19 protein-coding genes and 1 pseudogene are annotated in these 25,102 nt (G+C 67.4%); 15 read left to right on the top strand and 5 right to left on the bottom strand.

Annotated features, from left to right (window positions below; genetic code table 11):
- Window positions 1–13 precede the first annotated feature (13 nt).
- Window positions 14–2,848 (top strand): EAL domain-containing protein, encoded by a 2,835-nt coding sequence (locus ASD28_RS21140; protein ID WP_082577075.1) that lies wholly within the window; start codon window positions 14–16, stop codon window positions 2,846–2,848.
- Between the two features lie 70 nt (window positions 2,849–2,918).
- Window positions 2,919–5,324: a penicillin-binding protein 1A gene (locus tag ASD28_RS21135; protein ID WP_056132832.1), complete on the top strand. Its 2,406-nt coding sequence runs from the start codon at window positions 2,919–2,921 to the stop codon at window positions 5,322–5,324.
- Here ASD28_RS21135 and ASD28_RS21130 read toward each other — a convergent pair.
- The 3 genes and pseudogenes from ASD28_RS21130 to ASD28_RS21120 form a co-directional block, all read right to left on the bottom strand.
- Window positions 5,325–5,720, bottom strand: a pseudogene (locus ASD28_RS21130) (SDR family oxidoreductase); the annotation flags it as partial.
- 15 nt (window positions 5,721–5,735) lie between these two features.
- A complete protein-coding gene (locus ASD28_RS21125) occupies window positions 5,736–6,863 on the bottom strand; it encodes a mechanosensitive ion channel family protein (RefSeq protein ID WP_082577076.1) in 1,128 nt (375 codons plus the stop codon).
- Between the two features lie 98 nt (window positions 6,864–6,961).
- A complete protein-coding gene (locus tag ASD28_RS21120; protein WP_056132828.1) occupies window positions 6,962–7,150 on the bottom strand; it encodes a DUF3606 domain-containing protein in 189 nt (62 codons plus the stop codon).
- Between the two features lie 155 nt (window positions 7,151–7,305).
- Between ASD28_RS21120 and ASD28_RS21115 the strand changes: the two genes are divergently transcribed.
- From ASD28_RS21115 to ASD28_RS21100, 4 genes are all read left to right on the top strand, one after another.
- Complete coding sequence (locus ASD28_RS21115; protein ID WP_056132825.1) at window positions 7,306–7,629, top strand: thioredoxin family protein; 324 nt, start codon at window positions 7,306–7,308, stop codon at window positions 7,627–7,629.
- A complete protein-coding gene (locus ASD28_RS21110; RefSeq protein ID WP_056132822.1) occupies window positions 7,626–8,924 on the top strand; it encodes an MFS transporter in 1,299 nt (432 codons plus the stop codon). Before ASD28_RS21115 ends, ASD28_RS21110 begins: the two co-directional genes overlap by 4 nt.
- 20 nt (window positions 8,925–8,944) lie before the next feature.
- Entirely contained in the window at window positions 8,945–9,355 is a 411-nt protein-coding gene (locus ASD28_RS21105; RefSeq protein ID WP_056132817.1) for a GFA family protein, read from the top strand.
- A 119-nt stretch (window positions 9,356–9,474) separates the two neighbouring features.
- Entirely contained in the window at window positions 9,475–9,969 is a 495-nt protein-coding gene (locus ASD28_RS21100) for a hypothetical protein (RefSeq protein WP_056132814.1), read from the top strand.
- A 52-nt stretch (window positions 9,970–10,021) separates the two neighbouring features.
- Here ASD28_RS21100 and ASD28_RS21095 read toward each other — a convergent pair whose 3' ends face one another.
- Entirely contained in the window at window positions 10,022–10,813 is a 792-nt protein-coding gene (locus ASD28_RS21095) for a DUF481 domain-containing protein (RefSeq protein ID WP_229411961.1), read from the bottom strand.
- Window positions 10,814–11,108: 295 nt separating this feature from the next.
- Between ASD28_RS21095 and ASD28_RS21090 the strand changes: the two genes are divergently transcribed.
- Window positions 11,109–11,738, top strand: a complete 630-nt coding sequence (locus ASD28_RS21090; protein ID WP_056132809.1) for a response regulator transcription factor — start codon at window positions 11,109–11,111, stop codon at window positions 11,736–11,738.
- A gap of 310 nt (window positions 11,739–12,048) precedes the next feature.
- Window positions 12,049–14,691, top strand: coding sequence for an EAL domain-containing protein (locus ASD28_RS21085; RefSeq protein WP_162252951.1), 2,643 nt, complete (start codon window positions 12,049–12,051; stop codon window positions 14,689–14,691).
- On the opposite strand, the gene ASD28_RS21080 is transcribed toward ASD28_RS21085, so the two are convergent.
- The gene (locus tag ASD28_RS21080) at window positions 14,692–15,984 is read right to left on the bottom strand and encodes an NCS2 family permease (RefSeq protein WP_200948765.1); all 1,293 of its coding nucleotides are present in this window, start codon (window positions 15,982–15,984) and stop codon (window positions 14,692–14,694) included. It lies immediately after the preceding gene.
- Window positions 15,985–16,159: 175 nt separating this feature from the next.
- Here ASD28_RS21080 and uxaC point away from each other — a divergent pair, with 175 nt between their 5' ends.
- The 7 genes from uxaC to ASD28_RS21045 all read left to right on the top strand — a co-directional run bounded on the left by uxaC (window position 16,160) and on the right by ASD28_RS21045 (window position 25,024).
- A complete protein-coding gene (gene uxaC / locus ASD28_RS21075; RefSeq protein ID WP_056132801.1) occupies window positions 16,160–17,554 on the top strand; it encodes a glucuronate isomerase in 1,395 nt (464 codons plus the stop codon).
- 10 nt (window positions 17,555–17,564) lie between these two features.
- Window positions 17,565–19,163, top strand: coding sequence for a UxaA family hydrolase (locus tag ASD28_RS21070; RefSeq protein WP_056132799.1), 1,599 nt, complete (start codon window positions 17,565–17,567; stop codon window positions 19,161–19,163).
- Between the two features lie 10 nt (window positions 19,164–19,173).
- Window positions 19,174–20,601 (top strand): tagaturonate reductase, encoded by a 1,428-nt coding sequence (locus ASD28_RS21065; protein ID WP_056132795.1) that lies wholly within the window; start codon window positions 19,174–19,176, stop codon window positions 20,599–20,601.
- A 96-nt stretch (window positions 20,602–20,697) separates the two neighbouring features.
- Window positions 20,698–21,993, top strand: a complete 1,296-nt coding sequence (locus tag ASD28_RS21060; RefSeq protein ID WP_056132792.1) for an MFS transporter — start codon at window positions 20,698–20,700, stop codon at window positions 21,991–21,993.
- Window positions 21,994–22,025: 32 nt separating this feature from the next.
- A complete protein-coding gene (locus tag ASD28_RS21055; RefSeq protein ID WP_056132789.1) occupies window positions 22,026–22,973 on the top strand; it encodes a sugar kinase in 948 nt (315 codons plus the stop codon).
- Complete coding sequence (locus tag ASD28_RS21050; protein ID WP_229411963.1) at window positions 22,970–23,695, top strand: GntR family transcriptional regulator; 726 nt, start codon at window positions 22,970–22,972, stop codon at window positions 23,693–23,695. Before ASD28_RS21055 ends, ASD28_RS21050 begins: the two co-directional genes overlap by 4 nt.
- A 66-nt stretch (window positions 23,696–23,761) precedes the next feature.
- Window positions 23,762–25,024: a hypothetical protein gene (locus tag ASD28_RS21045; protein WP_229411965.1), complete on the top strand. Its 1,263-nt coding sequence runs from the start codon at window positions 23,762–23,764 to the stop codon at window positions 25,022–25,024.
- Window positions 25,025–25,102: the final 78 nt, after the last annotated feature.

The raw sequence follows: 25,102 nt of genomic DNA, 5'->3' as shown, positions 1-25,102 counted from the left end.
GCTAGGATGGGGCATGCTGACACGGAAAGTGCGCCCCGGCCGCGCCCGCGCGCGGCCCCCGACTCCTGCCGCGGTGCTGACACTGCTGGCGGGACTGGGTCTTACTGCCGTGCTGGTCGTCGGGATGGTCAACGCGGAACGCGAACGGGCCCGCTCCGAATTCCTGCAGCGCGCGGAAATCCGCAACGCCACCGTGACGCGCAGTTTCGGCGATGCGCTCGACGTGCTGCGGGCAGCCAACGCCCTGTTTGCCTCCGTCGGCGTCGCCAGCCGCGACGAGTTCAGCGCCTTCACCCGGCCGCTGCTGGCCAGCCACCCGTACCTGCAGGCCGTCGTGTTCCACCGCATGGTGGCGAGCCACGAGCGCGCCGCGTTCGAGGCGGAGAACCAGCGCTTCCGGCCCGGCTTCGAGATCCGCGAACGCCGCGTGAACGGGAACAAGGTCACGCTCGTGCGCGCGGCGCCGCGCCCGCGCTACCTCGTCGTCGACTACATCGAGCCGGTGGCGGGCAACGAGGTCACGCTCGGCTACGACGCCTTTTCGTTCGCCCAGCAGGGCTCCACGTTCATGCGCGCCATCGACACGGGCCAGCCGGCGTCCAGCCTCATGCTGCCGTTGCTGCAGCGCGGCGACCATCTCGGCTTCCTCTTGATGATGCCCGTGTACCGGCGCGGGGCGCCGCTCACGAATGCGGCCGCGCGCAGCGCTGCGGCGCTGGGCGACACGGCCGTGGTAATCGACGTCGCCACGCTGGTCGGCACGACGCTCGCGAACTCGAACATGTTGGTGCGCAATGGCCTCCGGATCGAGCTGACGGGCCGCGGCCTCGACGGCCCGCAACGCGCGTACCTCCATGATGCGCTCGACCGCACCAACCGCCCCGCCTGGCACGCGTGGCTCGGCGAGGCCGTCTTCACGAACCGCCACACGTTCGAGGTGGCCGGCATGCCGTGGGAGCTGCGCGTCACCGGGCGCTCCAGCGAGATGGCGGGCAGCGCCGGCGCCCTCATCGCGCTCGTCCTCGGCTGCCTCGTGAGCATCGCCACGTCCGCGTACGTGCAAAGCCGAGTCAAGCGCACGCGCCGCATCGAGGCGCTCGTCGAAACCCGCACGTCCGACCTGCACGACGCCCTCGACGCGTTGCGGCTGTACCGGCGCGCCATCGACGCCAGCGCGAACGCCATCATCCTCGTGAGCGCGACGCGGCCCGGCTACCCCATCGAGTACGTGAACCCGGCGTTCGAACGCATGCGCGGCGTGACGGCGTCCGAGGTGGTCGGGCGGGGCCTGCTCGACATGGGGAACCGCGAACCCGACCAGGCGGGCGTGGCCGAACTGCGCGCCGCCATCCGCGAGCGGCGCGAGGGCCACGTGTCGATGCGCCTGCTGCGGCGCGGCCGCGAGGACATGTATGCCGAGGTGTATATCGCGCCCGTCAACAACGAGGACGGCGTGACGACGCACTTCGTGATGGCGCAGTACGACGTGACGATGGCCAAGCGCTACGAGGCCGAACTGGAGGCGCGCGCCCGCTTCGACACGCTGACGGGCCTCGCCAACCGCGCGCTGCTGCACGACCGCATCGACAACGCGATCGACCTCGCGGCCGGGCGCGCCACGGTGTGGGTGGCGGCGCTGGACCTCGACCACTTCAAGTTCGTCAACGATACGCTGGGCCACGACGCCGGCGACGAATTGCTGAAGGCCGCCGCACAGCGCATCAGCGCGGCCGTCGGGCGCACGGACACCGTGGCCCGCACGGGCGGCGACGAATTCGTGCTCGTGCTGCCGGGCCGCGACAACGAGTCCGACGCGGCGGCCACCGTCAACGCCGTGCTGCACGCGCTCGCCCACCCGCTCGAGCTGCATGGGCAGGACCTCGTCCTCACGGGCAGCGCCGGCCTGGCCGCGTTCCCGGCCGACGGCACCGACGCCGCCACCTTGATCCAGCACGCGGAAGTGGCCATGTACCGGTCCAAGGAACTGGGCCGCAACATGGTGCAGTTCTACATGCCGACGATGAATGCCCGCGCCCGCGAACGTCTCGCGCTGGAAGGCGCGCTGCGCAGCGCGCTCGTGCACGACGAATTCGAGCTGTACTACCAGCCGCAGGTCGACCTGGTGACCGGCGCCGTCGTCGGGTTGGAGGCGCTGATCCGCTGGCGCCATCCGAGCATGGGCATGGTGCGGCCCGACCGCTTCATCAACCTGGCCGAGGAGACGGGCCTGATCGTGCCCATCGGCGCCTGGGTGCTGCGCACCGCGTGCCGCCAGAGCCGCGCGTGGCAGCACGCCGGACTGGGCCACCTGCGCATCGCGGTGAACCTGTCCGCGCGCCAGTTCGCCGAACCGAATCTCGTGCGCGAGATCGCCCGCGTGCTGGACGAGACGGGGCTGTCCGCCGCCTGCCTCGAAGTGGAGATCACGGAAAGCCTCGTGATGGGCGACGTGGAAAGCGCGATCCGCACGATGCGCGAACTGAAGCAGATGGGCGTGCAGCTGTCGATCGACGATTTCGGCACCGGCTATTCGAGCCTGTCGTACCTGCGCCGCTTTCCCGTGGACGTGCTCAAGATCGACCGCAGCTTCGTGCGCGACATCCCGTTCAGCGAGGACGACGCGGCGATGGTCGCGGCCATCATCGAGCTCGCGCGCGGCCTGCGCATGCGCGTGATCGCCGAGGGCGTGGAAACGGAAGCGCAACTGGACTACCTGCGCCGGCGCGGCTGCGACGAGGTGCAGGGGCACGTGTATGCACAGGCGGCGTCCGGCGCCGAGGTCGAGCGGCTGCTGCGCACGGGGCGCCACATGATACCGCACGACGCGAACGGTATGAGCGTGCGCTAACCGAAAGTCGGCGGGCCGTCGGCTATACTTGTGCCGCCATTGACAAGCTAGCTGACAGGAAGAAACGAGAGTGGAAGACCATAACGAGGGCAAGGGCTGGAACGGACGCGAACGCAGGATGATCGACCGCGCCGGGGCCCGCGCCAGGGAAGCCTATGCGCGGGCGCACGGGCACCTGATGACCAAACCGCCGCATCTGCGCTGGCTGTACATCGCCGCCGGGCTCGCGCTGCTGCTCGCGACGCTGTTCGCCGTCTGGATCGCGCTGCTGTTTCCGCTCACGCCCGGCATCGAGGACGTCAAGCAGGCCCGCGTGGCGCGGCCCACCGTCGTCGTCTCGGCCGACGGCCGCCAGCTGGCCAGTTTCGAGCAGGGCATCCAGATGAAGGTGCCGCTGTCGGCCGTGTCGCCGAACGTCGTCAATGCCCTCATCGCGACGGAAGACCACCGCTTCTACGACCACCACGGCGTCGACTTCACCCGCATCGCCGGCGCCTTCGTCGCCAACCTGAAGGGCGATGCGCAGGGTGGCTCGACGATCACCCAGCAGCTTGCGCGCAACCTGTTCCGCGACGAGATCGGCCGCGCGCGCAACATCAACCGCAAGCTGAAGGAACTCATCACCGCCTTCAAGATCGAGAACACATACAGCAAGACGGAAATCCTCGAAGCCTACCTGAACACCGTCCCGTTCCTGTACAACACTTACGGCATCGAGGCGGCCGCGCACACGTACTTCAACAAGACGGCCGCCCAGCTGAACGAGACGGAAGCGGCCACGCTCGTCGGCATGCTGAAGGGCACGGCCTACTACAACCCCGTCACGAACCCGGAACGTTCGCTCGCGCGCCGCAACGTCGTGCTGGGGCAGATGCTGAAGGCGGGCGCGTTCGACGAGGCCAAGTACCGCCAGCTCGTGAAACGGCCGCTGCGCCTGCATTTCGCGCGCATGGCGGAGCGCAACGGCAAGGACGACCATTTCACGGCCTATGTGCGGCGCTGGCTCGTCGACTGGGCCGAGAAGCACGACGCCGACCTGCAGCAGGACGGCCTCGTCGTGCAGACGACGCTCGACTACGACCTGCAGCAGGCCGCGCAGCGCGCCGTCGAACGCCAGGCCGGCGCGCTGCAGGCCATCGCGGACGTCGACTGGGCCCATTCCTGGCCGATCAACGCGACGTCCACGCAGACCTATGTCGACATGCGCGACGGCGTCAACCCGTTCGAATACTACTGGCAGTCGCACGGCGAACTGCTGGAGACGTTCATCCGCGAGTCGTCCGACTACCGCAAGGCCGTGGACGGCGGCGAGAATCCGGTTGCGGTCCTGAAGAAGCTGAAGGCCGACCGCAACTTCATGCGCCAGCTGAAGGCGTCGAAATCGCGCCTGGAGGCGGGCTTCCTCGCGATGGACCCGACGACGGGCGAGATCAAGGCGTGGGTGGGCAGCCGCGACTTCGAGAAGGAGCAATACGACCACGTGGCCCAGGCCGCGCGCCAGCCCGGTTCCACGTTCAAGCCGATCGTCTACGCCGCCGCGCTGGAGAAGGGGATCGCGCCGGAGCACGCCTACCTGGACGCCGTCACGACGATCCGCTTCGACGACGGCACCGTGTGGCGCCCGACGGACAACAGCGGCACGACGGGCCGCCAGCTGACCATGCGCGATGGCCTCGTCTATTCGAAGAACACGATCACGGCGCAGGTCGTGCGCGACATCGGCGTGGCGCCCGTCGTCAAGCTGGCGCAGGACCTGGGCGTCCGCACGAGCAAGCTGGCGCCCGTGCCGTCGATCGCGCTGGGCTCCAGCCCGGTCACCCTGCTGGAGATGGTCAACGCGTATTCGACGATCGCCGCGCAGGGCGAGTACCGCAAGCCGGTGTTCGTGCGCCGCATCACGGACCGCAACGGCCAGGTGATCGCCGATTTCGCGTCGCAGACGCCGCAGCGGGTGCTGTCGCAGGAGTCGGCCATCACCCTGATCGACATGATGCGCGGCGTGATCAACCGCGGCACGGGCACCGGCATTCGCTACCGCTTCGGCATCACGGCCGACGTGGCCGGCAAGACGGGCACCACGCAGAACAACGCGGATGGCTGGTTCATCATGATGCACCCGAACCTCGTCGCGGGCGCGTGGGTCGGCTTCAACGACAACCGCGTGACGATGCGGTCGAATTACTGGGGGCAGGGGGGGCACAGCGCGATCCTGCTCGTGGGCGACTTCTTCAAGTCCGCGCTCGACAGCGGCAAGGTCAGCGCCGACGCGCTGTTCCCGGGCGGGCGCAAACCCGAACCCGTGACGCGTCACGCGGAGCCGCCGCCCGAGGAAGACGTGGAAGAGGGCGGCGACATGCAGCAGGAAGGCGGCCCGCCGCCCGACACGCCGCAGCCGCCGGAGAATGAACCGCCGGCGCCGCCGCAGCCGGAACTGCAGCAGGAAGGCATCACGCTGCCGCCGCCGAACGATGCGTGATCACAGGATAGGGGGGGCGCCCGTGACCGGGATGCGCGCCCCGGAAATGTAGCTGGCTTCGCCGGACGCCAGCATCACGTACACGGGTGCCACTTCCACCGGCTGGCCCGGCCGCTTCATCGGCACCTGCTGGCCGAAGCTTTCCACCTGGTCCGGCGGCATCGTCGACGGGATCAGCGGCGTCCAGATCGGCCCCGGCGCGACGGAATTCACGCGTATCCCTTGTTCCGCCAGCAGCTGCGCGAGGCCGGCCGTGAAGTTGGCGATCGCGCCCTTCGTCGTCGCATACGGCAGCAGGGTCGGCTTCGGATTGTCCGAGTTGATCGACGTCGTGTTGATGATCGACGACCCGGGCTTCATGTGCTGCACGGCCGCCTTGCAGACATGGAAGGCGGCGTCCGGTTCCGGCGATCAATGCATGGGCCGGGCCTGCGGCGTCGTCCGACCGTCAGGACGGCGTGCGCCGGCGTCGTTGGCGGCCGGTTGCTGCAGCAGCAGTTCCTGCGCGCGCGGCGCGGTCGAGATGTCCAGGTCGCGCAGCAGTTGCATCGTCTCCAGCAGCACGGCCTGCTGGGTCTGCAGGTACAGGCCGTAGTTGGCGTCGGTCAGGTTGTAGACGATGTCGTATTCCAGGTAGTTCTGGTCCATCGTCGTCAGGTTGACGTGGTCGAGTTTCACCTTGTCCCTGGCCGAGATGATGGCGCTCACCCGCTCCGGCAGCTGCGCCGCCAGCTCGTGCGGCGTGGCGGGATTGATGCGCAGGGTGTATTGCACGCGCCGCGTGTTCTGGCGCTTGAAGTTGTGGACCGTCTTGCGCAGGAGCTCCGCGTTGGCGATCACGATCTGCTCGCCCGACAGCGCGCGGATCCGGGTCGTCTTGAGCCCCACGTGCTCGATGGTGCCGAAGAATTCGGGCACCGAAATCGCGTCGCCCACTTCGAACGGCTTGTCGGTCGCGATCGCCAGGGAGGCGAACAGGTCGCCGAGGACGTTCTGCACGGCCAGCGCGATGGCCACGCCGCCGATGCCCAGGCTCGCGACGAACGTCGTCACGTTGATGCCGAGGTTGGACAGCATCGCCAGCAGGAACACGGTCCACACGCTCCATTGCAGCGCCCAGATCATCAAGGTGTGCGCGACGGTGACCTGGTCGTTTTCCAGCCCCTTGCCGTGCACGCGGAAGTAGCGCCGCGCCGTCACGGCGATCGCGTGGTGCAGGTACAGGGCAAGTTGCGCGCCGAGCGTGATGAACCACAGGTGGCCGATGCGCTGGTTCCACGGCGGCGGCAGGTCGAGCATCGACACGCCGATCAGGATCGAGGTCGCGAGGATGGCGAGGTTGCTGGTGCGCGCGAGCGTGTGGCGCAGGACGTCGACGATGGGTTTATGGGCCCGCTCGTCGTCGACCTGGTCGAGACGGCGGCGGAACAGGCGCACGGCGCCGTGGATGGCGATGAAGCTGACGACGGCCGCGGCAAGTGCCACGGCCGCATTGGTCCAGCTGATGTCGAGATTGGAGAAATAGCCGCGGATAGTCATCGGGCTCCTTTCGAAAGGACGGGTTACGCGGGAGCACGCGCGAAGAAGAGCGCCCGGCCGGCGGGGCCGGGCGGGCGTCGGGCAAAGTGCTTACAGGATCAGTGCCGCGTGCCGCGCAGGTGCTGGCGAACCGCCTCGGCGCTGCTGCTGCCGGCTTCCTCGACGGCCTTCGCCAGCTCTTCCTCGGTCACGCCCAGCTCCTTGGTCCAATACTGGACTTCCCATTTTTCATGCAGGTTGATGCGCGAGCGGTCCTGCTGGCCGCGGTTTTGCAGGTTATCGGACATGATGGCCTCCTTGGTCGATACAAGTGCAGGATGCCACCGGTCCCGGCCATATTCCGTTCGGTGTTTCACGTTGTGGCCGCCATAAAAGCGGCCCAGACTCACTCCAATGGCATGTTTTGTTGTAGGCTAGCGTGATCGACAACATGGAGACATGCATGAGCAAACCCTATGACACGGCGCAGCCCGAGCGCAGCGCCATCGACGCGCTGCCCGGCGTGGTCGCCCTCGACTTCGGCACGAACTGGTGCGGCTATTGCCAGGCGGCGGCCAGCCACATCGACGACGCGCTCGCACCTTACCCCGGCGTCCGGCACATCAAGGTCGAGGATGGCCCCGGACGCAAGCTGGGCCGTTCGTTCAAGGTGAAGCTGTGGCCCACCGTCGTCGTACTCAAGGATGGCCAGGAAGTCGCGCGCGTCGTGCGCCCGGTCGCGAGCAGCGAGCTCGCCGACGCGTTGTCGCAGGCCGGTGCCGCATGACCGGTACCGCGACGCACACCCCACGGAACCGCCCGGCGACCGTCCTGTTCGCCAGCCTCATCGGCACCACCATCGAGTTCTTCGACTTTTATATCTACGCCACGGCCGCCGTGCTCGTGTTCCCGAAGCTGTTCTTCCCGGCCGGGGATGCCGCGGCGGCCACGCTCCAGTCGCTGGCCACGTTCGCCATCGCCTTTTTCGCGCGCCCCGTCGGCTCGGCCGTGTTCGGCCACTTCGGCGACCGCGTCGGACGCAAGGCCACGCTCGTGGCCGCGCTGCTGACCATGGGCCTGTCCACCGTCTTCATCGGCCTGTTGCCGACCTATGCCACCATCGGCACGGCGGCGCCGCTGCTGCTCGCGCTGTGCCGCTTCGGCCAGGGCCTCGGCCTGGGTGGCGAGTGGGGCGGGGCCGTGCTGCTGGCGACGGAAAACGCGCCGCCGGGCAAGCGCGCGTGGTACGGCATGTTCCCGCAGCTCGGCGCACCGATCGGCTTCTTCCTGTCCAGCGGCGTGTTCCTGCTGCTGTCGCAGACCCTGTCCGATGCCGATTTCCTGCGTTACGGCTGGCGGATCCCGTTCCTGGCGAGCGCGCTGCTCGTCCTGGTCGGCCTGTACGTGCGCCTGAAGATCACGGAAACGCCCGATTTCCAGGCCGTGCTCGACCGCAACGAGCGTGTGAAGCTGCCTGTCGCGGCCGTGTTCGCGAACCACACGCGCGCCCTCGTACTGGGCACGCTCGCCGCGCTGGCCACGTTCGTCGTGTTCTACCTGATGACCGTGTTCGCGCTGAGCTGGGGCACGTCCGCGCTGGGCTACTCGCGCCAGACCTTCCTGCTGCTGCAGCTGGGCGCCATTGTCTTCTTCGGCCTCACGATCCCCATCGCGGCGGTGCTTGCCGACCGCCACGGCCGGCGCGCGGCGATGATCCTCGTGTCCGTCGGTCTCGCACTGTTCGGCCTGCTGTTCGCCCCCCTGTTCGGCTCCGGCCAGCTGACGCTCGTGGCGTTGTTCCTCGTGCTGGGCCAATGCCTGATCGGCCTGACCTATGGCCCGCTGGGCACCTTGCTTTCGGAAATGTTCCCGCCCGAGGTGCGCTACACGGGCGCATCGCTGACGTTCAACCTGGCGGGCATCCTGGGCGCCTCGCTCGCGCCGTACGTGGCAACATGGCTCGCGACCAACTACGGCCTGCAGACCGTAGGCTGGTATTTGAGCGCGGCGTCCGTCATCAGCCTCGTCGCGTTGCTGCTGACGGCGCCGGCAAGCAGCGGGACGCCGGCCACGGCGCGCTGACACGACGACCGGAGAGGGCGATGGGCTTGCAGGGCGGATGCATGTGCGGCGCGGTGCGTTACGAGGCGTCGGGAGAACCTTTCAACGCCACGCTGTGCCACTGCGTCGATTGCCGCCGCGCGAGCGGTGCGCCCGCGCTCGCGTGGTTCAGCGTGCGCCGCGACGCGCTGCGCTGGACGCGCGGCAGCCCGTCCCGCAACGTATCGAGCCCCGGCGTCGAACGCCTGTTCTGCGGCCAGTGCGGCACGCAGTTGACGTGGCACGGCGCGGGCGCCGCCGACGAGATCGATGTCACCACCTGCAGCCTGGACGATCCGGACGCGGTACCGCCGGCCGACCATACCTTCGCATCCCAGCAAGTGCGCTGGCTGCATCTCGCAGACGTGCTGCCACGTTACGCCAAGACACGTTCCGATGGGCTATTGTGTTGAAACATAGACACAGAAAGTGTCGTATTTACCAAAGTAGTTACAATAAAATACACGATTGTCCACCCGAAACGATAGCAGATCGTTAAAATTCGGGTTCAACAATTTATTTGGAGAACTTCATGCTCAAGTCTGTCCTGCGTTTCGCCACCGGCGCCGTCCTCATGTCTGCCGCGTTCTGCGCTTCCGCCGCTCCGGCCACGTACAAGGACTTCAAGGTGTCCGGTGTGCTGCAGGAAATCCCGGGCCCGTCGGCCCGCTGTGCATCGAATTTCGGCGGCACCATTCTCGGTTTCGGCACCAGCAGCCTGGTCGGCAACAAGGTCACGTTCCTGGCCACCGACTGCATCACGCCGAACGGCACGTCGTACACCTTCAGCGAAGGCAAATTCCTGATCACCACGCTGACCGGCGAACTGATCTTCGCTAACTACAGCGGCCAGTTCGTGCCGACGGGCGTGGGCACCAAATTCGTGTTCAGCAACGCGACGTTCCAGGTCACGGGCGGCACCGGCCGTTACGCCAAGGCGACGGGCGGCGGCGACATCACGGGCGGGGAAGATATGGCGACGGGGCAGGGCACGATCCAGCTGAGCGGGCGTATCCTGGCCAAATAAGCCACAGGGGAAGAAAAAAGTAACGGCCGGGAAATCCCGGCCGTTTGTGTTTTCAGAACGAATACACGAGCGTCAGCGACGTCTGCGTATCCGTATTCTTCTTGTTGTCGGGCACGTTCGTATCGCTGCGCGCGCTGAACGCGGCCTTCATCTGCATCGTGCCGTTGATCTTGGTGGACAGCGCCGTCTCGGCGATCGAGTGCATGTTCGACGTGCCCCGTTCCACGCTGACGCTCTGCGAAAACGCCGCGGACGGACTCACGCGCCAGCGCAACTGGGCCGCGCCACGTACGGTCATGCCGGATTCGACGCCGCCGGCCGCGTTCTCGCCGTGGAAATAACCCGGACCCACTTCGACGTCGACGGTTTCATTGTCGCGCTTGAGGAGCTGGGTGCCGTAGCCGACGCCGACCGACGAATAGCGGGTATAGGCGCCGAACTTGTCGTTCACGTGCGAGCCGAGCAGGAAGGCGCGGTTGCCGTCTTCCAGCAGCTTGAACGCCGCCTTCGCCGACACCTGGTAGCGCTCGGCCGAGCGGGTGCGCGTCGTGGAGCCGTCGTCGTTGTGCGTGACGTCTTCCTTGAAGTAGCCGCTGACGATGTATTCGTTGCTCCAGTTGGCCATCTCGTGGCGCGCATCGATCTTGCCGGTCACGGACGTGCCTTCGGTATTGCCCGAGGTCGTGATCGCGCCCAGCTCCGCCGACGTGTACCAGTTGCTGCCTTCCGGTATCGCCATCGTCGGCGCCTGGGTGAAGTAACTGGACGACGGCACGCTGCTGTCGAGGTCGTCCGGAGCGGCCATCGCCGCCCCCGCGCCGGTCAGTGCCAGCACACAAAGCATCAGAGATTTCATAGGCATCGGGTTGGCTGCCTTCCGTCGCCATCGGGAGCGATGCGCAGCCTGTCGTTCACGGATCATCTGCGGCAGGCCGAGCCTGCCGGCGGAGGCGCCATTGTAGCCCAAACCGCCGAACGAAATACTTTCGCGTAGAAAATTTACATATTTGCCTTGGGAAATGCCTCAAAATCTGGCGCAATTGTTAACTGATCAAAGATTATGTTTGCAATTGTGCGTAAACGTTGCCTAGAATGCTTTCTTTGCCGACATACCGGCGTGCATGTATGAAGGAAGCATTTTGATCAGGCTAGTCATCGCCGACGATCACGAACTGATCCGCGAAGGAATCAAGAAGATCGTACGGCCCTGCGTCGACCTAAAAATCGTCGGCGAAGCCGCAGACTTGAAGCAAGCGATCGCCCTCGTCGCCCAGGTTCACCCCGACGTCGTGGTCCTGGACCTGACACTGCCCGATTACGACGGGCTGGACGGCCTCGCCGAACTGCGGCGCCATTTTCCCGACCTGCGGGTCGTGATCCTCAGCATGCACGCTGAGGAAAAGTTCGCGCTCGCCTCCCTGCGGGCGGGGGCGCTCGGCTACGTCTCCAAGGCGATGGCATCCGCCGAGCTCGTGGAAGCGGTGCGCCGCGCGGCCACGGGCGGCACTTGGCTGGGACCGCGGGTGGGCGAGCTGCTCGCGCTCGAAGCGCGGCCCGGCGGACGTCCGCCACACCACAGCCTGACGCCGCGCGAGTCGGAAATCGTCGCGCTGATCGGTTCCGGACTGCAGATCAAGCAGGTCGCGGCCGAGCTGGGCATCAGCATCAGCTCCGTCAACACCTATCGCACCCGCATCTTCCGCAAGATGGGGCTGTCGACGAACGCGGCCCTCATCCGCTACGCGCTCCAGCACGGGCTCGCCGGCTGATCCGTATCGTTGCCTGAAGGCAACAATGTGTCCGAGCAATTGTCATAGAATTCGCGACAGACTTCTTCGCGTTTTCCTACCCGGAATTGTGTCGCGCCGGGGTGGAACCCTGCCAGGCGGCGCCAAACCGGCGCCGAACCGGGTCGCTCGTAATGACGTTCGTTGTCATGGACAGACCTACTACGAATGTTAATGCTTAGCCATCTTAGCTAATATCAATGCAAGTTCTGACGGCCGGGGTGTGCGGTGCACCGGCCACCGACTGTATGACATGACGGCACGACCGCCCAAAAAACGCGGCGCGAACAAGATGACAACAACGCACAAGAGAGAGAACGCCCGGGGACCCTATGAAATCCTGGTGGCGGAGGACAGCCCGACACAGGCCGAACACCTGGCCCGGGTGCTGGCGCACGACCCGGACTGCCCGGCGCGCGTGCGCGTGGCCGCCGATGGCGAGGCCGCGCTGCGCATGGCGCGTGAGATGGCGCCCGACCTGGTCGTCAGCGACATCGCCATGCCGCGCATGGACGGCTATGCGCTGTGCCGCGCCCTGAAGGACGATGCGGCGCTGGCCGCCGTGCCCGTCCTGCTGCTGACGCGCCTGACCACGTTGCAGGACATCGTGCGCAGCCTGGAAGCGGGCGCCGACGGCTTCCTGCCCAAGCCCTACGACGCCGGCCAGCTGCGCGAGCGCGTGCGCCGCATCCTGCAGGGACGGGACGCGGGCGACCCGGCGCGGCCGCTGGAAGTGATGGCGGACGAGCGGCGCCGCATCTACGAACTGCTCGTGGCCACCCACGAGGACACCCAGCGCCTGAATACGGACCTGGCGCGCATGGTCGATTCGCTCGCGCTGCTCGGCCGGATCGCGGGCGCCCTGAACGAGGCGGCCGGCGAGACCGACGTGGCGCGCGCCGCACTGGATCACCTGATCAGGCTCCCGGCGCTCGCGGGCGCCGCCATCGGCACCGCCGCGCCCGACGGCGCCGTGCGCGTGGCCGCGCAACGGGGCGAGGGGCCCGTCCCGAGCGCCCGCGCGGGCGCGGACGGCCGCGCGGGAGACGACCCGGCGCAGCTTTGCCTACCGCTGCTCGCAGGGACGCGCCGGCTCGGCGAATTGCACGTGCGCGCCCGGCACGACGCATTCAGTGTCGAAGATCGCGAGCTGCTGGCCGGCGTGGCGCAGCAGGTCGCACTCGCGCTCGAGCGCGCGCGCCTGTACACGCGGGCCGAGGCGCTCGTCGTCGAACGGACGAACGCGCTGCGCTCCGAGCGCAACCGCCTGTCCGCCATCGTGGAGACCGCGGGCACGCTCGTGCTCATGACGGACCCGGAAGGCCGTATCGTGACGTTCAACCGGGCCTGCGAGGAATCGCTGGGCTGGCGCGCGGCGCAGGCCATGGGGCGGCACTACTGGGAGGTGGTGCGCGGCGCCGCGGACCCGGAGGTCGTCCGGCACATGTTCGCGGGCCTGGCCGGGGACGCGCAGCCGCCGCGGCTGCAGGGCGAATGGGTGACGCCCGACGGGCGCTCGCGCAGCATCGTCTGGACGCACACGCTGCTGCGGCGCGAAGACGGCAGCGTCGAATTCGTCCTCGGCACCGGCATCGACGTCACCGCCTTGCGCGGCGCCGAACAGCGGCTGCACTATGCCAGCAACTACGACGCCGTCACGGGCCTGCCGAACCGCGACCTGCTGCGCGACCGCCTGCGCCAACTCAAGGCCCAGGTGCAGGCCCAGCCCGGCCGCCGCGTGCTCGGCTTCATGCTCGTGCGCTTCGGACGCATGGCCCTGATCCGCGAGGCGCTGGGACCCGGCGCGGAACAGGCCCTTCTGCAGGAAGCGGCCGCGCGCCTGCGCGAGGTGGGCAGCCAGGACATGACCGCCAGCTTTTCGGAAGGCGCGTTCGCGCTGGCCCTGCTGCGCGCCGACGCCGACGAGCTTGCCGCGAGCGCACGCCGCGTGCTGGCCGCGCTGGGACAACCGTACAGGTACCAGCACGACGAATTCCACCTCGCCCCGAGCGTCGGCATCGCGATCTATCCGAACGACGGCGTCGCCTACGATACGCTGGCGCGGGGCGCCGAAACGGCGCTACGCCAGGCGGCCGACGGCGTCGGCCAGCGTTACGCCTTCTACCGACCGGAACTGAACCGCGACGCGAACGAGCGCTTCAAGCTGGAAAACGCGCTGCGCCGTGCGCTCGAACGCGAGGAGCTGGAGATCCATTACCAGCCGCAGATCGCCGTCGACGGCAAATCGATCGTCAGCGCGGAGGCGCTGCTGCGCTGGCGCCATCCGGAGCGCGGCCTCGTGCCGCCGAACGACTTCATCCCGCTGGCCGAGGAAACGGGCCTGATCGTCGAGATGGGGGAATGGGTGCTGCACAAGGTCTGCTGCCAGTTGCAGGCCTGGCGGCGCGCGGGCCTGGCCGTCGTGCCGGTGGCAGTGAACCTGTCGGCGCACCAGTTCGACGAGCGCATCGTCGGCACGGTGCGGCGCGTACTGGACGACTGCGGGCTCGAACCCGGCCTGCTCGAACTGGAGCTGACCGAGAGCGCGTCGATGGCCGACGCGGACAAGAGCGTCGCGCTGCTGGCGCGGCTGAAGGGGATGGGCATCCGGCTCGCCATCGACGATTTCGGCACCGGCTATTCGAACCTGAACTACCTGAAGCGGTTCCCGGTCGACCGCCTCAAGCTGGACCGCTCGTTCGTGCGCGACCTGGAGACGGATGCCGACGACCTGGCGATCGCGCGCGCCGTCGTCGCGATGGCGCATGGCCTGCGGCTGTCGGTGGTGGCGGAAGGGGTGGAGACGGCCGGCCAGCTGGCTTTGCTGGCCGACCTCGGATGCGACCTCGTGCAGGGCTGGCTGTTCAGCCGCGCCGTGCCGGCGGAAGAATTCGCCCGGCTGCTGGCGGCCGGGCAGATGCCGGCCGCCGCGTGATCAGCTGCCGATATAGACTATCTTGAAGGCGAAGAGGGCGGCGATCACCCAGATCACGGGCTTGACTTCGCGCGCGCGGCCCGTCGTCAGCTTGAGCAGCGCGTAGGTGATGAAGCCGAACGCGATGCCTTCCGCGATCGAGTAGGTGAACGGGATCACGAGCGCCGTGATCGCGGCCGGAACCGCTTCCGTCGTGTCGTTCCACTCGATGTCGCCCAGGTCGCGCAGCATCAGGCACGCGACGAACAGCAGCGCGGGCGCCGTCGCGTACGCGGGCACGACGCCTGCCAGCGGGGCGATGAACAGACAGGCCAGGAACAGCACGGCCACGGTCAACGCCGTGAGACCCGTGCGGCCGCCGGCCTGCACGCCCGACGCGCTTTCGATATACGCCGTCGTGCTCGACGTGCCCAGCACGGAGCCGGCGACGATCGCCGCGCTGTCGGCCAGCAGGGCCTTGTTCAGGCGCTCCATCTTGCCTTCCACGAGCAGGCCCGCGCGGCTGGCGACGCCCATCAGCGTGCCGGTCGCATCGAACAGTTCGACGAGGAAGAACACGAGCACCACGTTGAGGATGCCGGCGCCGAGGGCGCCCTTGATGTCCAGCTGGCCGAAGGTCGGCGCGATCGACGGCGGGGCCGAGACGAGGCCGTGGAACGTGTTCCCGCCGAAGAAGAACGAGAGGATCGTCACGACGACGATGCCGATCAGGATCGCGCCGCGCACCTTCAGGCGGTCGAGGGTGACGATCAGCAGGAAGCCGACGACGGCCATGATGGCCTCCGGCTTGTGCAGGTCGCCCGCCTGCACGAGCGTCGCCGGGCTGGCCACGACGATGCCGGCGCTCTTCAGCGCGATCAGCGCGAGGAACATACCGAGACCCACCGTGATCGCCACGCGCAGCGAACGCGAGATGCCGTTCACGATCATCGCGCGCAGCCCGAACACGGAGACGAGGATGAACAAACAGCCCGACACGAACACGGCGCCCAGCGCCGCCTGCCAGGGCACCTTCATGCCCAGCACGACGGCGTAGGCGAAATAGGCGTTCAGGCCCATGCCGGGCGCCATCGCGATCGGGTAGTTGGCGTACAGGCCCATCACGAGACTGCCCAGTGCCGCGACGAGGCACGTCGCGACGAACACTGCGTCCTTCGGCATCCCGGCGTCGCCCAGGATCGTGGGATTGACGAAGATGATGTACGCCATCGTCAGGAACGTGGTGACGCCGGCGAGGATTTCGGTCCGCGTGTCGGTGCCGCTCTGGCGCAATTTAAAAAATGAGTCGAGCATTCTTGGATCCATGTTTGTAGTGATGGCCGTGGCCGTTGTATCCATGCATCACGAGCCGATGACCGAAGCATAACATCCGCACCAACGGCCGCGAAGGCACAAAGTCCTTGCACTGGTAATATATTAGGCCTACCATCCTGATATATCAGATTTAGCCACCAAGGAGCTACACGCTATGACCGCCTTCATGGACCAGGATTTCCTCCTCACCACCGACGTCGCCCGCAAGCTTTATCATGAAGTTGCCGCCGACCTGCCGGTCATCGACTACCACTCGCACCTGCAGCAGGGCGAAATCGCCGAGCGCAAGACCTTCCGCAACATCGCCGAGCTGTGGCTGGGCGGCGACCATTACAAATGGCGTCTGATGCGCACGGCGGGCGTGCCGGAGGAATACTGCACGGGCGACCGCTCGGACAAGGAAAAATTCCTGGCCTTCTGCAAGGTGCTGCCGCTCGCCATCGGCAACCCGATCTATCACTGGAGCCACCTGGAACTGCGCCGCATCTTCGGCATCGACCTCGTCATCAACGAGAAGAACGCGGAAGCGATCTGGGAGCAGGCGAACGCGAAGCTGGCCGGCATGGACACGTGGACGTTCCTGGAGCAGGCCAAGGTGGAAATCGCCTGCACGACGGACGACCCGGCCGACGACCTGCTGCAGCACGCCGAGATCGCGCAATCGGCGCTGAAGACCCGCGTGCTGCCGGCCTACCGTCCGGACAAGGCCATGCGCATCAATAACCCGGGCTTCGAACAATACGTGGCCCGCCTTTCCGACGTGGCCGGCGTGAAGATCGATTCGTTCACGTCCTTGATCGCCGCGCTGGCCAACCGTGTGGAATACTTCCATGCGCGCGGCGGCCGTATTTCCGATCACGCGATCGACATCCCGCTGCCGACCGTCGCCGCGACGGCCGACCAGCTGGACGGCCTGTTCGCCAAGCGCATGCGCGGCGAGCTGCTGGGCGACCTCGAACAGGCGCAATACCTGCGCGGGCTGCTGGAGGCGATCGGGGGAGTCTATGCGAAATACGACTGGACGATGTGCTTCCACATCGGTGCCATGCGCAACAACAACCAGCGTATGCTGGAGACTTTGGGTCCGGATACCGGCTTCGATTCGATCTCGGACATGACGACCAGTAACGGCCTCGTGGCGCTGCTGTCGGCGCTCGACTCCCGTAAACAGCTGCCGAAGACGATGCTGTTCAACCTGAACCCGGCGATGAATGAAGTGCTTTCGACGATGATCGGCAATTTCCAGGACGGCAGCGTGGCCGGCAAGGTGCAGTTCGGCCCGGCCTGGTGGTTCAACGACCACAAGCTGGGCAACCTGAACCAGATCCTCGCGTTCGGCAACCACTCCGTGCTGGGCATCTTCGTGGGCATGGTGACGGACTCGCGCAGCTTCGCGTCGTACCCGCGTCACGACTATTTCCGCCGCCTCGTGTGCCGCCAGCTGGGCGAATGGGTCGCCAGCGGCGAGTATCCGGAAGACTACGATGCGCTGGCGACCATCGTGCGCGGTATCTGCTACGAAAACGCCAAGAACTACTTCAAGCTCTGATTGGGCAACCATGCAAAAAGTAATCTGCATTCACCCGGACGACAGCATGCTGGTCGCCCTGACCGACCTGGCGCCGGGTGATGTCGTGACGTGGAACGGGGAGAACATCCTCGTCGCAACAAAGATCAAGACCAAGCACAAGCTGGCGCGCCGCGCCTTCGCCGAGGGCGAGCTGCTGACCATGTACGGCGTCGTCGTCGGCAAGGCCACGCAGCCGATCCGCAAAGGGGAGGCCGTCACGACGGACAACCTCGCGCATTACGCGTCCGAGGTCGAGATCGGGGAATCGAAGCCGTATACGTGGACGCCTCCGGACGTCGCCGACGTGAAGGACGCCACGTTCGACGGCGTCGTGCGCGCGGATGGCCGCGTGGGCACCGCCAACTACTGGCTGATCTTCCCGCTCGTGTTCTGCGAGAACCGCAACGTGGAACACCTGCGCAATGCGCTGGAGGGCCCGCTGGGCTATGCGACCAATGATCTTGCCTCGCTCACCTTCCAGCTGCTGGGCGAGGACATGGAAGCGCCGAAACCCGTCGTGCGCCCATTCCCGAACGTGGACGGCGTGCGCATCATCACGCACAACGGCGGCTGCGGCGGCACGCGCGCGGACGCGCGTTCGCTGTGCAAGATCCTCGCCGCGTATGCCGACCACCCGAACGTGGCCGGCATCACCGTATTCTCGCTGGGCTGCCAGAACGCGCAGATCGGCATGTTCAAGGATGCCCTCGCGAAGCAGAACCCCGACTTCGCCAAGCCCGTGCTGATCTACGAACAGCAGCAATGGGACAGCGAAGAAAAGATGATGAAGGCGGTGCTGCAGGACACCCTGACGCACCTGAAGGACGCGAACAAGGTGCAGCGCCGGCCGATGCCGCTGTCGCACCTGAAGATCGGCGTCAAATGCGGCGGCTCGGACGGCTTTTCCGGCATCTCCGCCAACCCGGCAATGGGCTATGTATCAGACATGGTCGTCGCCGTCGGCGGTTCGTCGATCCTCGCGGAATTCCCGGAACTGTGCGGCGTCGAGTCGTCGCTGATCGAACGCTGCGTGGAAGACGACGACAAGCGCCGCTTCCTCGGCATGATGCGCGACTTCGAACAGCGCGCGCTGGCCGTCGGCACGCACTTCGCCGACAACCCGAGCCCCGGCAATATCCGCGACGGCCTGATCACCGATGCGATGAAATCGGCCGGCGCCGCGAAGAAGGGCGGCACGTCGCCGATCGTCTCCGTGCTGGACTACGGCGAGCAGACGGACAAGCAAGGCCTGGCACTGCTGTGCACCCCGGGCGGCGACGTCGAATCCGTCACCGGCATCGTGGCGTCCGGCGCGAACGTCGTGCTGTTCTCGACGGGCCTCGGCACCCCGACCGGCAATCCGATCGTGCCCGTGCTGAAAATCTCCAGCAACAGCCGCGTGGCCGCCAAACTGTCCGACCTGATCGACTACGACTGCGGCCCGATCATCGAAGGCAAGCCGCTGCCCGACGTGGCGAAAGGCCTGTTCGACATGGTCGTCGCGACGGCGGGCGGGCAATACAAGTGCAAGGCCGACCGGCTGCAGCAATACGACTTCATTTTCTGGAAACGCGATATTTCGCTGTAAGGGCAGACCCATGACTCAACTTCGTCGTACCACTCCGTTCGCACTGCCGGTCAAGATCCTGCAGTTCGGGCAGGGGAATTTCATGCGCGGTTTCTTCGACTGGCAAATCGACCTGCTCAACGAGCGCACGGGCCTGAACGCCGGCGTCGTCGTCGTGCGCCCGCGCGGCGGTAGCTCGGCCCCGCTGCTGGACGTGCAGGACGGCCTGTTCACCGTGCTCGTGCGCGGCCTGGACGAGGCCGGGCTGCCGGTCAAGCAGTACCGCAAGGTCGAATGCGTGCAGCGCGAGATCGATCCGGCCACGATGTACGCCGACTACCTGGCCCAGGCGTCGAACCCCGACCTGCGCTTCATCGTCTCCAACACGACGGAGGCGGGCATCGTCGTCAACGACACCGATGGCCAGGCCGACGCGCCGCCGGTGACGTTCCCCGCCAAGCTCACGCAACTGCTGTTCGCCCGCTACCAGGCGTTCGGCGGCGCCCAGGACAAGGGCCTCGTCCTGCTGCCCTGCGAACTGATCGACAAGAACGGCGAAGCGCTGAAGAACGCCGTGCTGCACTACGCGCGCCTGTGGGACCTGCCGGCCGGCTTCGCCGCGTGGATCGGCGACGCCTGCACGTTCTGCAACACGCTCGTCGACCGCATCGTCACCGGCTACCCGGCCGCGGACGCCGCGCAGGTCGAGCAGGAACTGGGCTACGCGGACCCGTTCCTCGTGGCGGCCGAGTACTACTACCTGTTCGTGATCCAGGGCCCGCCATCGGTCGGGGAAGAGCTGAAGCTGGCGGGCGCGGACCTCAACGTGAAACTCGTCGACGACATCACGCCGTACAAGAAGCGCAAGGTCGGCATCCTGAACGGCGGCCACACGACCCTCGTGCCGGTCGCGCTGCTGGCGGGCCTGGAAGCGGTCGGTCCGGCCGTCGACGACGCCCAGGTGGGCGCGTTCCTGCGTGCGGCCATCGACGACGAGATCATCCCGGCGCTGGAGATGGACCGCGCGCAACTGGAAGCGTTCGCCGCCGACGTGCTGCGCCGCTTCCGCAATCCGGCCATCCACCACCGGCTCGCGGCGATCGCGCTGAACAGCTGGAGCAAGTTCGCCGCGCGCGTGCTGCCGCAACTGCTGCGCTACGCCGAACTGCACGACGGCCGCCTGCCGCGCCGCCTCGTGCTCGCCATGGCCGCGACGATGGTGCTGTACCGCGGCGGCATCATCGACCTCGCGGACGATCCGGTCACGCTGGCGTGGTTCAAGGCCGGCTGGGACAAGGTCGGCAGCGGTGAATGGACGCTGGACGACCTGGCGCACGGCTGGCTCGGCCACGCCTCGCTGTGGGGCAGGGACCTGAACGCCGTGCCGGGACTGGGCGCGCAACTGGCCGCGAACCTGCGCGCCATCGAACAGCAGGGCATCCGCGCACTGCTGGCTTAAAACACGACGACAACCGATCGAGAGAGACCGCCGGCGCCTCCGCGCCGAGCGGTCCGGGATCTTGCGCGCCCAAAAAACGGCGCCGGAGGAGACAACATGAGCAAAATGAGGGGCATGCGCTGGTGGATGGTAGGGCTGGTCACGCTGGGCCTGATCGTCAACTACCTTGCGCGCAACACGCTGTCGGTCGCGGCGCCGACGATGATGGCGGAACTGCATATCGACACGAAGCAGTATTCGTACATCGTCGTCGCGTGGCAGGTCTGCTACGCCGTCATGCAGCCCGTGGCCGGCTTCGTGCTGGACGCGATCGGCACCAAGATCGGCTTCGCCGTGTTCGCGTTCGCCTGGTCGCTGGCCTGCGCCTGCGCCGCGCTGGCCTCGGGCTGGCAGAGCATGGCGTTCTTCCGCGGCCTGCTCGGGCTGACGGAGGCGGCGGGCATCCCGGCCGGCGTCAAGGCGACGACGGAGTGGTTCCCGGCGAAGGAACGGTCGGTCGCCATCGGCTGGTTCAACATCGGCTCGTCGATCGGCGCCCTGTGCGCGCCGCCGCTCGTCGTGTGGGCGATCCTGCACGCGGGCTGGAAGTCGGCGTTCGTCATCGTGGGCGGGCTGGGCATCGCGTGGACCCTGCTGTGGGTCGTGTTCTACAAGCACCCGCGCGACCAGAAACTGCTGTCCGATACGGAGCGCGACCACATCCTGTCGGGCCAGGAGGCAAAGCACCAGGACAGCGCGGCGAGGGCGTCGTGGCGCGAGATCGTCAGGAACCGGAACTTCTGGTCGATCGCGATCCCGCGCTTCCTGTCCGAGCCGGCGTGGCAGACGTTCAACGCGTGGATCCCGCTGTACATGGCGACGGAGCGCCACATGGACCTGAAGGAGATCGCGGTGTTCGCGTGGCTGCCGTTCCTCGCCGCGGACATCGGCTGCGTGCTGGGCGGCTATCTGTCGCCGTTCGTGCACCGGCATTTCAATGTCTCCCTGTTCGCGTCACGCAAATGGGTCGTCGCGTTCGGCGCGCTGTGCATGATCGCCCCGGGCTGCATCGGCCTCGTGGCCAGCCCGTACACCGCGATCTTCCTGCTGTGTATCGGCGGCTTCGCGCACCAGACGCTGTCAGGCGCGCTGTACGCGATCACGTCCGACGTCTTCGGCAAGAACGAAGTGGCGACCGCCACCGGGCTGGCCGGCATGTCCGGCTACCTGGGCGCGACCCTGTTCACGCTGGTGTTCGGCGTGGTGGTCACGCACGTGGGCTACAGCCCGCTGTTCGTCGTGCTGGCCGTGTTCGACGTGCTGGCGGCGGTCGTCGTCTGGACCCTGGTCCGTGACGGCGGTCCGCGCACGCCCCGCAAAACAGATGCCCCGGCCGTCGCCGGCATCCGGTAAACTCTCGCCGACACTCAACACAAGGACCCACGATGGCAGCACACACCGTCTACGCGATCGGCGAATGCATGATCGAACTGCAGAAGCACGGCGAACAGGGCACGCTCGACTACCGCTTCGGCGGCGACACGCTGAACACGGCCGTGTACATGGCCCGCCTGCTCGACCCGGCCGTCGCCGACGTGGCCTACGTGACGGGCCTGGGCCAGGACGGCATGTCCGCCGAGATGCTGGCCGCGTGGCAGCGCGAAGGCATCGCCACCGCCAGCGTGCTGCGCCTGGCCGACCGGCTGCCCGGCATCTACATGATCGAGACCGACCCGGATGGCGAGCGCCGCTTCCACTACTGGCGCAAGGATTCCGCCGCGCGCCACTGGATGGCGGCGCCGGACGCCGACCGGGTACTCGCGCAACTGGCCGAGGCGCGCATGGTGTACCTGTCCGGCATCAGCCTCGCGATCCTGTCCCCGGGCGACCGCGACGTGCTGATCGCGACGCTGGCGCGGTGCCGCGCGGCGGGCGGCAAGGTCGTCTTCGACAACAACTACCGGCCGCGCCTGTGGGAGAGCGCGGACGCGGCGCGCGACGTCTACGGCCGCGTGCTGGCCCATGCCGACATCGCGCTGCTCACGCTGGACGACGAGGTCGCGCTGCATGGTCCGGGCGACGCGTCCGGCGCGATCGAACGCACGCGCACGCTGGGCGTGGGCGAGATCGTCGTCAAGCGCGGCGGCGATCCGGCGGTCGTCTGGCACGACGGCACGGTGCACGAGGTGGCGCCGGAGCCCGTGAGCGACGTGATCGACACGACGGCCGCCGGCGATTCGTTCGGCGCCGCCTACATGGCCGCGCGCCTGTCGGGCAAGGGGCCGGAAGACGCCGCGCGCGCCGGGCACCGGCTGGCCTGCACGGTGATCCGTCACCGCGGCGCGATCATCCCGCGCGACGCGATGCCGAATTCGCTACACTTCCGACCATGAACCACCAGGCCCCACCCAATCCCGTGACCGAGGCGGAGAACGGCCTGTCCGCGTCGCGCCGCGTCTACCTGTGCCTGCGCCGGCGTATCGTCGAAATGGACATGCTGCCCGGCACCCGCGTCGTCGAGCGCGACATCGCCGAGGAGTTCGGCACGAGCCGCACGCCCGTGCACGAGGCCGTGCAGCGCCTCGCGGACGAGGGCCTGATCGAGATCGTGCCGCGTTCGGGCACGTTCGTGTCCCGCATCCCGCTCGACGCGCTGGACGAGGCCAACCTCGTGCGCCACGCGCTGGAGACGGCGATCATCGAAAAGGCGGCCGAGCGCGTGGGACCGGACGACGTGGCACGCCTGCGCGCGATCCTGGCCGAGCAGGAGGCTGCCATCACCGCGAACGACTTCGGCACGTTCCACCGCACGGACGAGCGCTTCCACGCACTGCTGGCCGAGCTGTCCGGCTATCCGGGCGTGTGGCCGATCATCCAGCAGGCCAAGACGCAGATGGACCGCTACCGCCAGCTCACCCTGCCGCTGGAAGGCCGCATGGCCGGGGTGCTGGAAGAGCACCGGTCCGTCGTCGACGCGATCGAGGCGCGCGACCCTGCCCGCGCGGTGGCCGCCATGCGCGAACACCTCGACCACGTGATGCCGGTGCTGGAAATCACCCGCAAGCTGCGTCCGGAATTCTTCACGACCCACCTCGACGCGCGCCCCGCACGCTGACGCGTTCTTCGCCCCGCGCGACCGATTTGTTACCATGGTGGCTCGTAAACTTTGATGAAGTCAGCCATGCCCAACAACAAGCGCCCGGCCAAGGGCCCGTCGGCCCAGCCCAACCGAAGGTCGGCGACGCCGGCCAAGCCGGCCAAGCCGGCCAAGACGGCCAAGCCGGTGGAAGCGGATCCCGACGAGCTGGCCCAGAGCCTCGTCGACCTGGCGCTCGAGATCACCGAGCGCGAAGGCCCCGACGCGGCCGCGCTCACCGCGCGCCAGGAAGAACTGACCGTGCTCGTGCGCCGCATGCTGCGCCGCAAACACGACGACGTGCTGTACGGCGCCATCGAAGTGGCGAAGTACACGGATCCCGATTGCTGCCGCCTGCTGCGCGAGCGCGTGGAAGAAGAGGCCGCCACGTACCACGTGCGCGGCGACGACGAGATGGAACTCGAAATCGACGCCTTCATGATCCCGCTGTTCGTGCACAGCACGGGCGGCCTCGTGCAGGAAGACGTGTTCCGCGACGACGCCGATTTCGACGCCCTGATGGACAGTTTCCGGCAATCCGGCCTCGCCAGCGCCGCCACGCGCATCGTGCTCGTGCGCCACCTGTACGACCTGGACGCCGTCGACCGCATCCGCTACAGCCACCTGCAGGAGATGCTGCGCGAAGCCGCGCAGGCGATGCGCTCGCGCAAGCTCGTCGCCACGCCGGCCATCGAGGCCAGCATGCGGCCATGGATCGGCGGCGACTACGAACCGGAGGACGACGCGATGGAACTGCGCTTCCTGCTCGGCTTCGCGCTGAAACCGGTCGACGATCCGTTCTACAAGGTGCCGTCCGGCGAGGCGGCGTCCGATGCGTACTTCGAAGGCCGCATGGCCCGCTATCGCATGTGGGCCGGCAGCGTGTCGCCGCTGCTGCAGCGCTGCCTGTCGCGCCACCCTGCCGAAGTCGAGCTGAATTTCCTGTACCAGGATCTGTTCTACGGCGCCAAGGAGCAGGGCGTGGGCGAGTTGTCGATGCTCGCCACCCTGGCCGAGGTCAACCAGAAACTGGAAGAGCAGCAGCGCCCGCCGGACCGCATCAAGGCCGTCGTCGCGCCGCTGGAGGCCAATGGCGAACCGGTGCTGCGCATCAACCTGTACCCGCTGGACGGTGGCGCCCCGCTGGCCACCGTCGACAAGCCGCTCGACCTGGCCGCGCACCTGGAGGCCGAGCTGGAAGACTTGTGCGATGCGCTGGGCACGGTCGGCCTCGACGGCGTGCTGCTGGCCCGCGGCTTCGATACCGCCGGTGAACCGGAAGACGCGGAACCCTATCTTTCGGCCTGAGGGCCGTTGCCTCGGCCGTTCAAACCCGAAAAAACGCATTCATGCCACGGGCGGTCCCCTTCGTCGCAGCGTCCGCCG

The sequence above is a fragment of the Massilia sp. Root133 genome, from assembly GCF_001426525.1.
GTDB lineage: Bacteria > Pseudomonadota > Gammaproteobacteria > Burkholderiales > Burkholderiaceae_D > Telluria > Telluria orientalis.
Note: the sequence above shows the minus strand (reverse complement) of the source record. Positions and strands in the feature narration are given on the sequence as shown.

Excerpts from the sequence above, each read along its gene's own strand:
- ASD28_RS21140 (WP_082577075.1), top strand. The coding sequence starts at position 14 with ATGCTGACACGGAAAGTGCGCCCCGGCCGCGCCCGCGCGCGGCCCCCG.
- ASD28_RS21125 (WP_082577076.1), bottom strand. The coding sequence starts at position 6,863 with ATGACTATCCGCGGCTATTTCTCCAATCTCGACATCAGCTGGACCAAT.
- ASD28_RS21120 (WP_056132828.1), bottom strand. The coding sequence starts at position 7,150 with ATGTCCGATAACCTGCAAAACCGCGGCCAGCAGGACCGCTCGCGCATC.
- ASD28_RS21115 (WP_056132825.1), top strand. The coding sequence starts at position 7,306 with ATGAGCAAACCCTATGACACGGCGCAGCCCGAGCGCAGCGCCATCGAC.
- ASD28_RS21110 (WP_056132822.1), top strand. The coding sequence starts at position 7,626 with ATGACCGGTACCGCGACGCACACCCCACGGAACCGCCCGGCGACCGTC.
- ASD28_RS21105 (WP_056132817.1), top strand. The coding sequence starts at position 8,945 with ATGGGCTTGCAGGGCGGATGCATGTGCGGCGCGGTGCGTTACGAGGCG.
- ASD28_RS21100 (WP_056132814.1), top strand. The coding sequence starts at position 9,475 with ATGCTCAAGTCTGTCCTGCGTTTCGCCACCGGCGCCGTCCTCATGTCT.
- ASD28_RS21095 (WP_229411961.1), bottom strand. The coding sequence starts at position 10,813 with ATGCTTTGTGTGCTGGCACTGACCGGCGCGGGGGCGGCGATGGCCGCT.
- ASD28_RS21085 (WP_162252951.1), top strand. The coding sequence starts at position 12,049 with ATGACAACAACGCACAAGAGAGAGAACGCCCGGGGACCCTATGAAATC.
- ASD28_RS21080 (WP_200948765.1), bottom strand. The coding sequence starts at position 15,984 with ATGCTCGACTCATTTTTTAAATTGCGCCAGAGCGGCACCGACACGCGG.
- uxaC (WP_056132801.1), top strand. The coding sequence starts at position 16,160 with ATGACCGCCTTCATGGACCAGGATTTCCTCCTCACCACCGACGTCGCC.
- ASD28_RS21070 (WP_056132799.1), top strand. The coding sequence starts at position 17,565 with ATGCAAAAAGTAATCTGCATTCACCCGGACGACAGCATGCTGGTCGCC.
- ASD28_RS21065 (WP_056132795.1), top strand. The coding sequence starts at position 19,174 with ATGACTCAACTTCGTCGTACCACTCCGTTCGCACTGCCGGTCAAGATC.
- ASD28_RS21060 (WP_056132792.1), top strand. The coding sequence starts at position 20,698 with ATGAGCAAAATGAGGGGCATGCGCTGGTGGATGGTAGGGCTGGTCACG.
- ASD28_RS21055 (WP_056132789.1), top strand. The coding sequence starts at position 22,026 with ATGGCAGCACACACCGTCTACGCGATCGGCGAATGCATGATCGAACTG.
- ASD28_RS21050 (WP_229411963.1), top strand. The coding sequence starts at position 22,970 with ATGAACCACCAGGCCCCACCCAATCCCGTGACCGAGGCGGAGAACGGC.
- ASD28_RS21045 (WP_229411965.1), top strand. The coding sequence starts at position 23,762 with ATGCCCAACAACAAGCGCCCGGCCAAGGGCCCGTCGGCCCAGCCCAAC.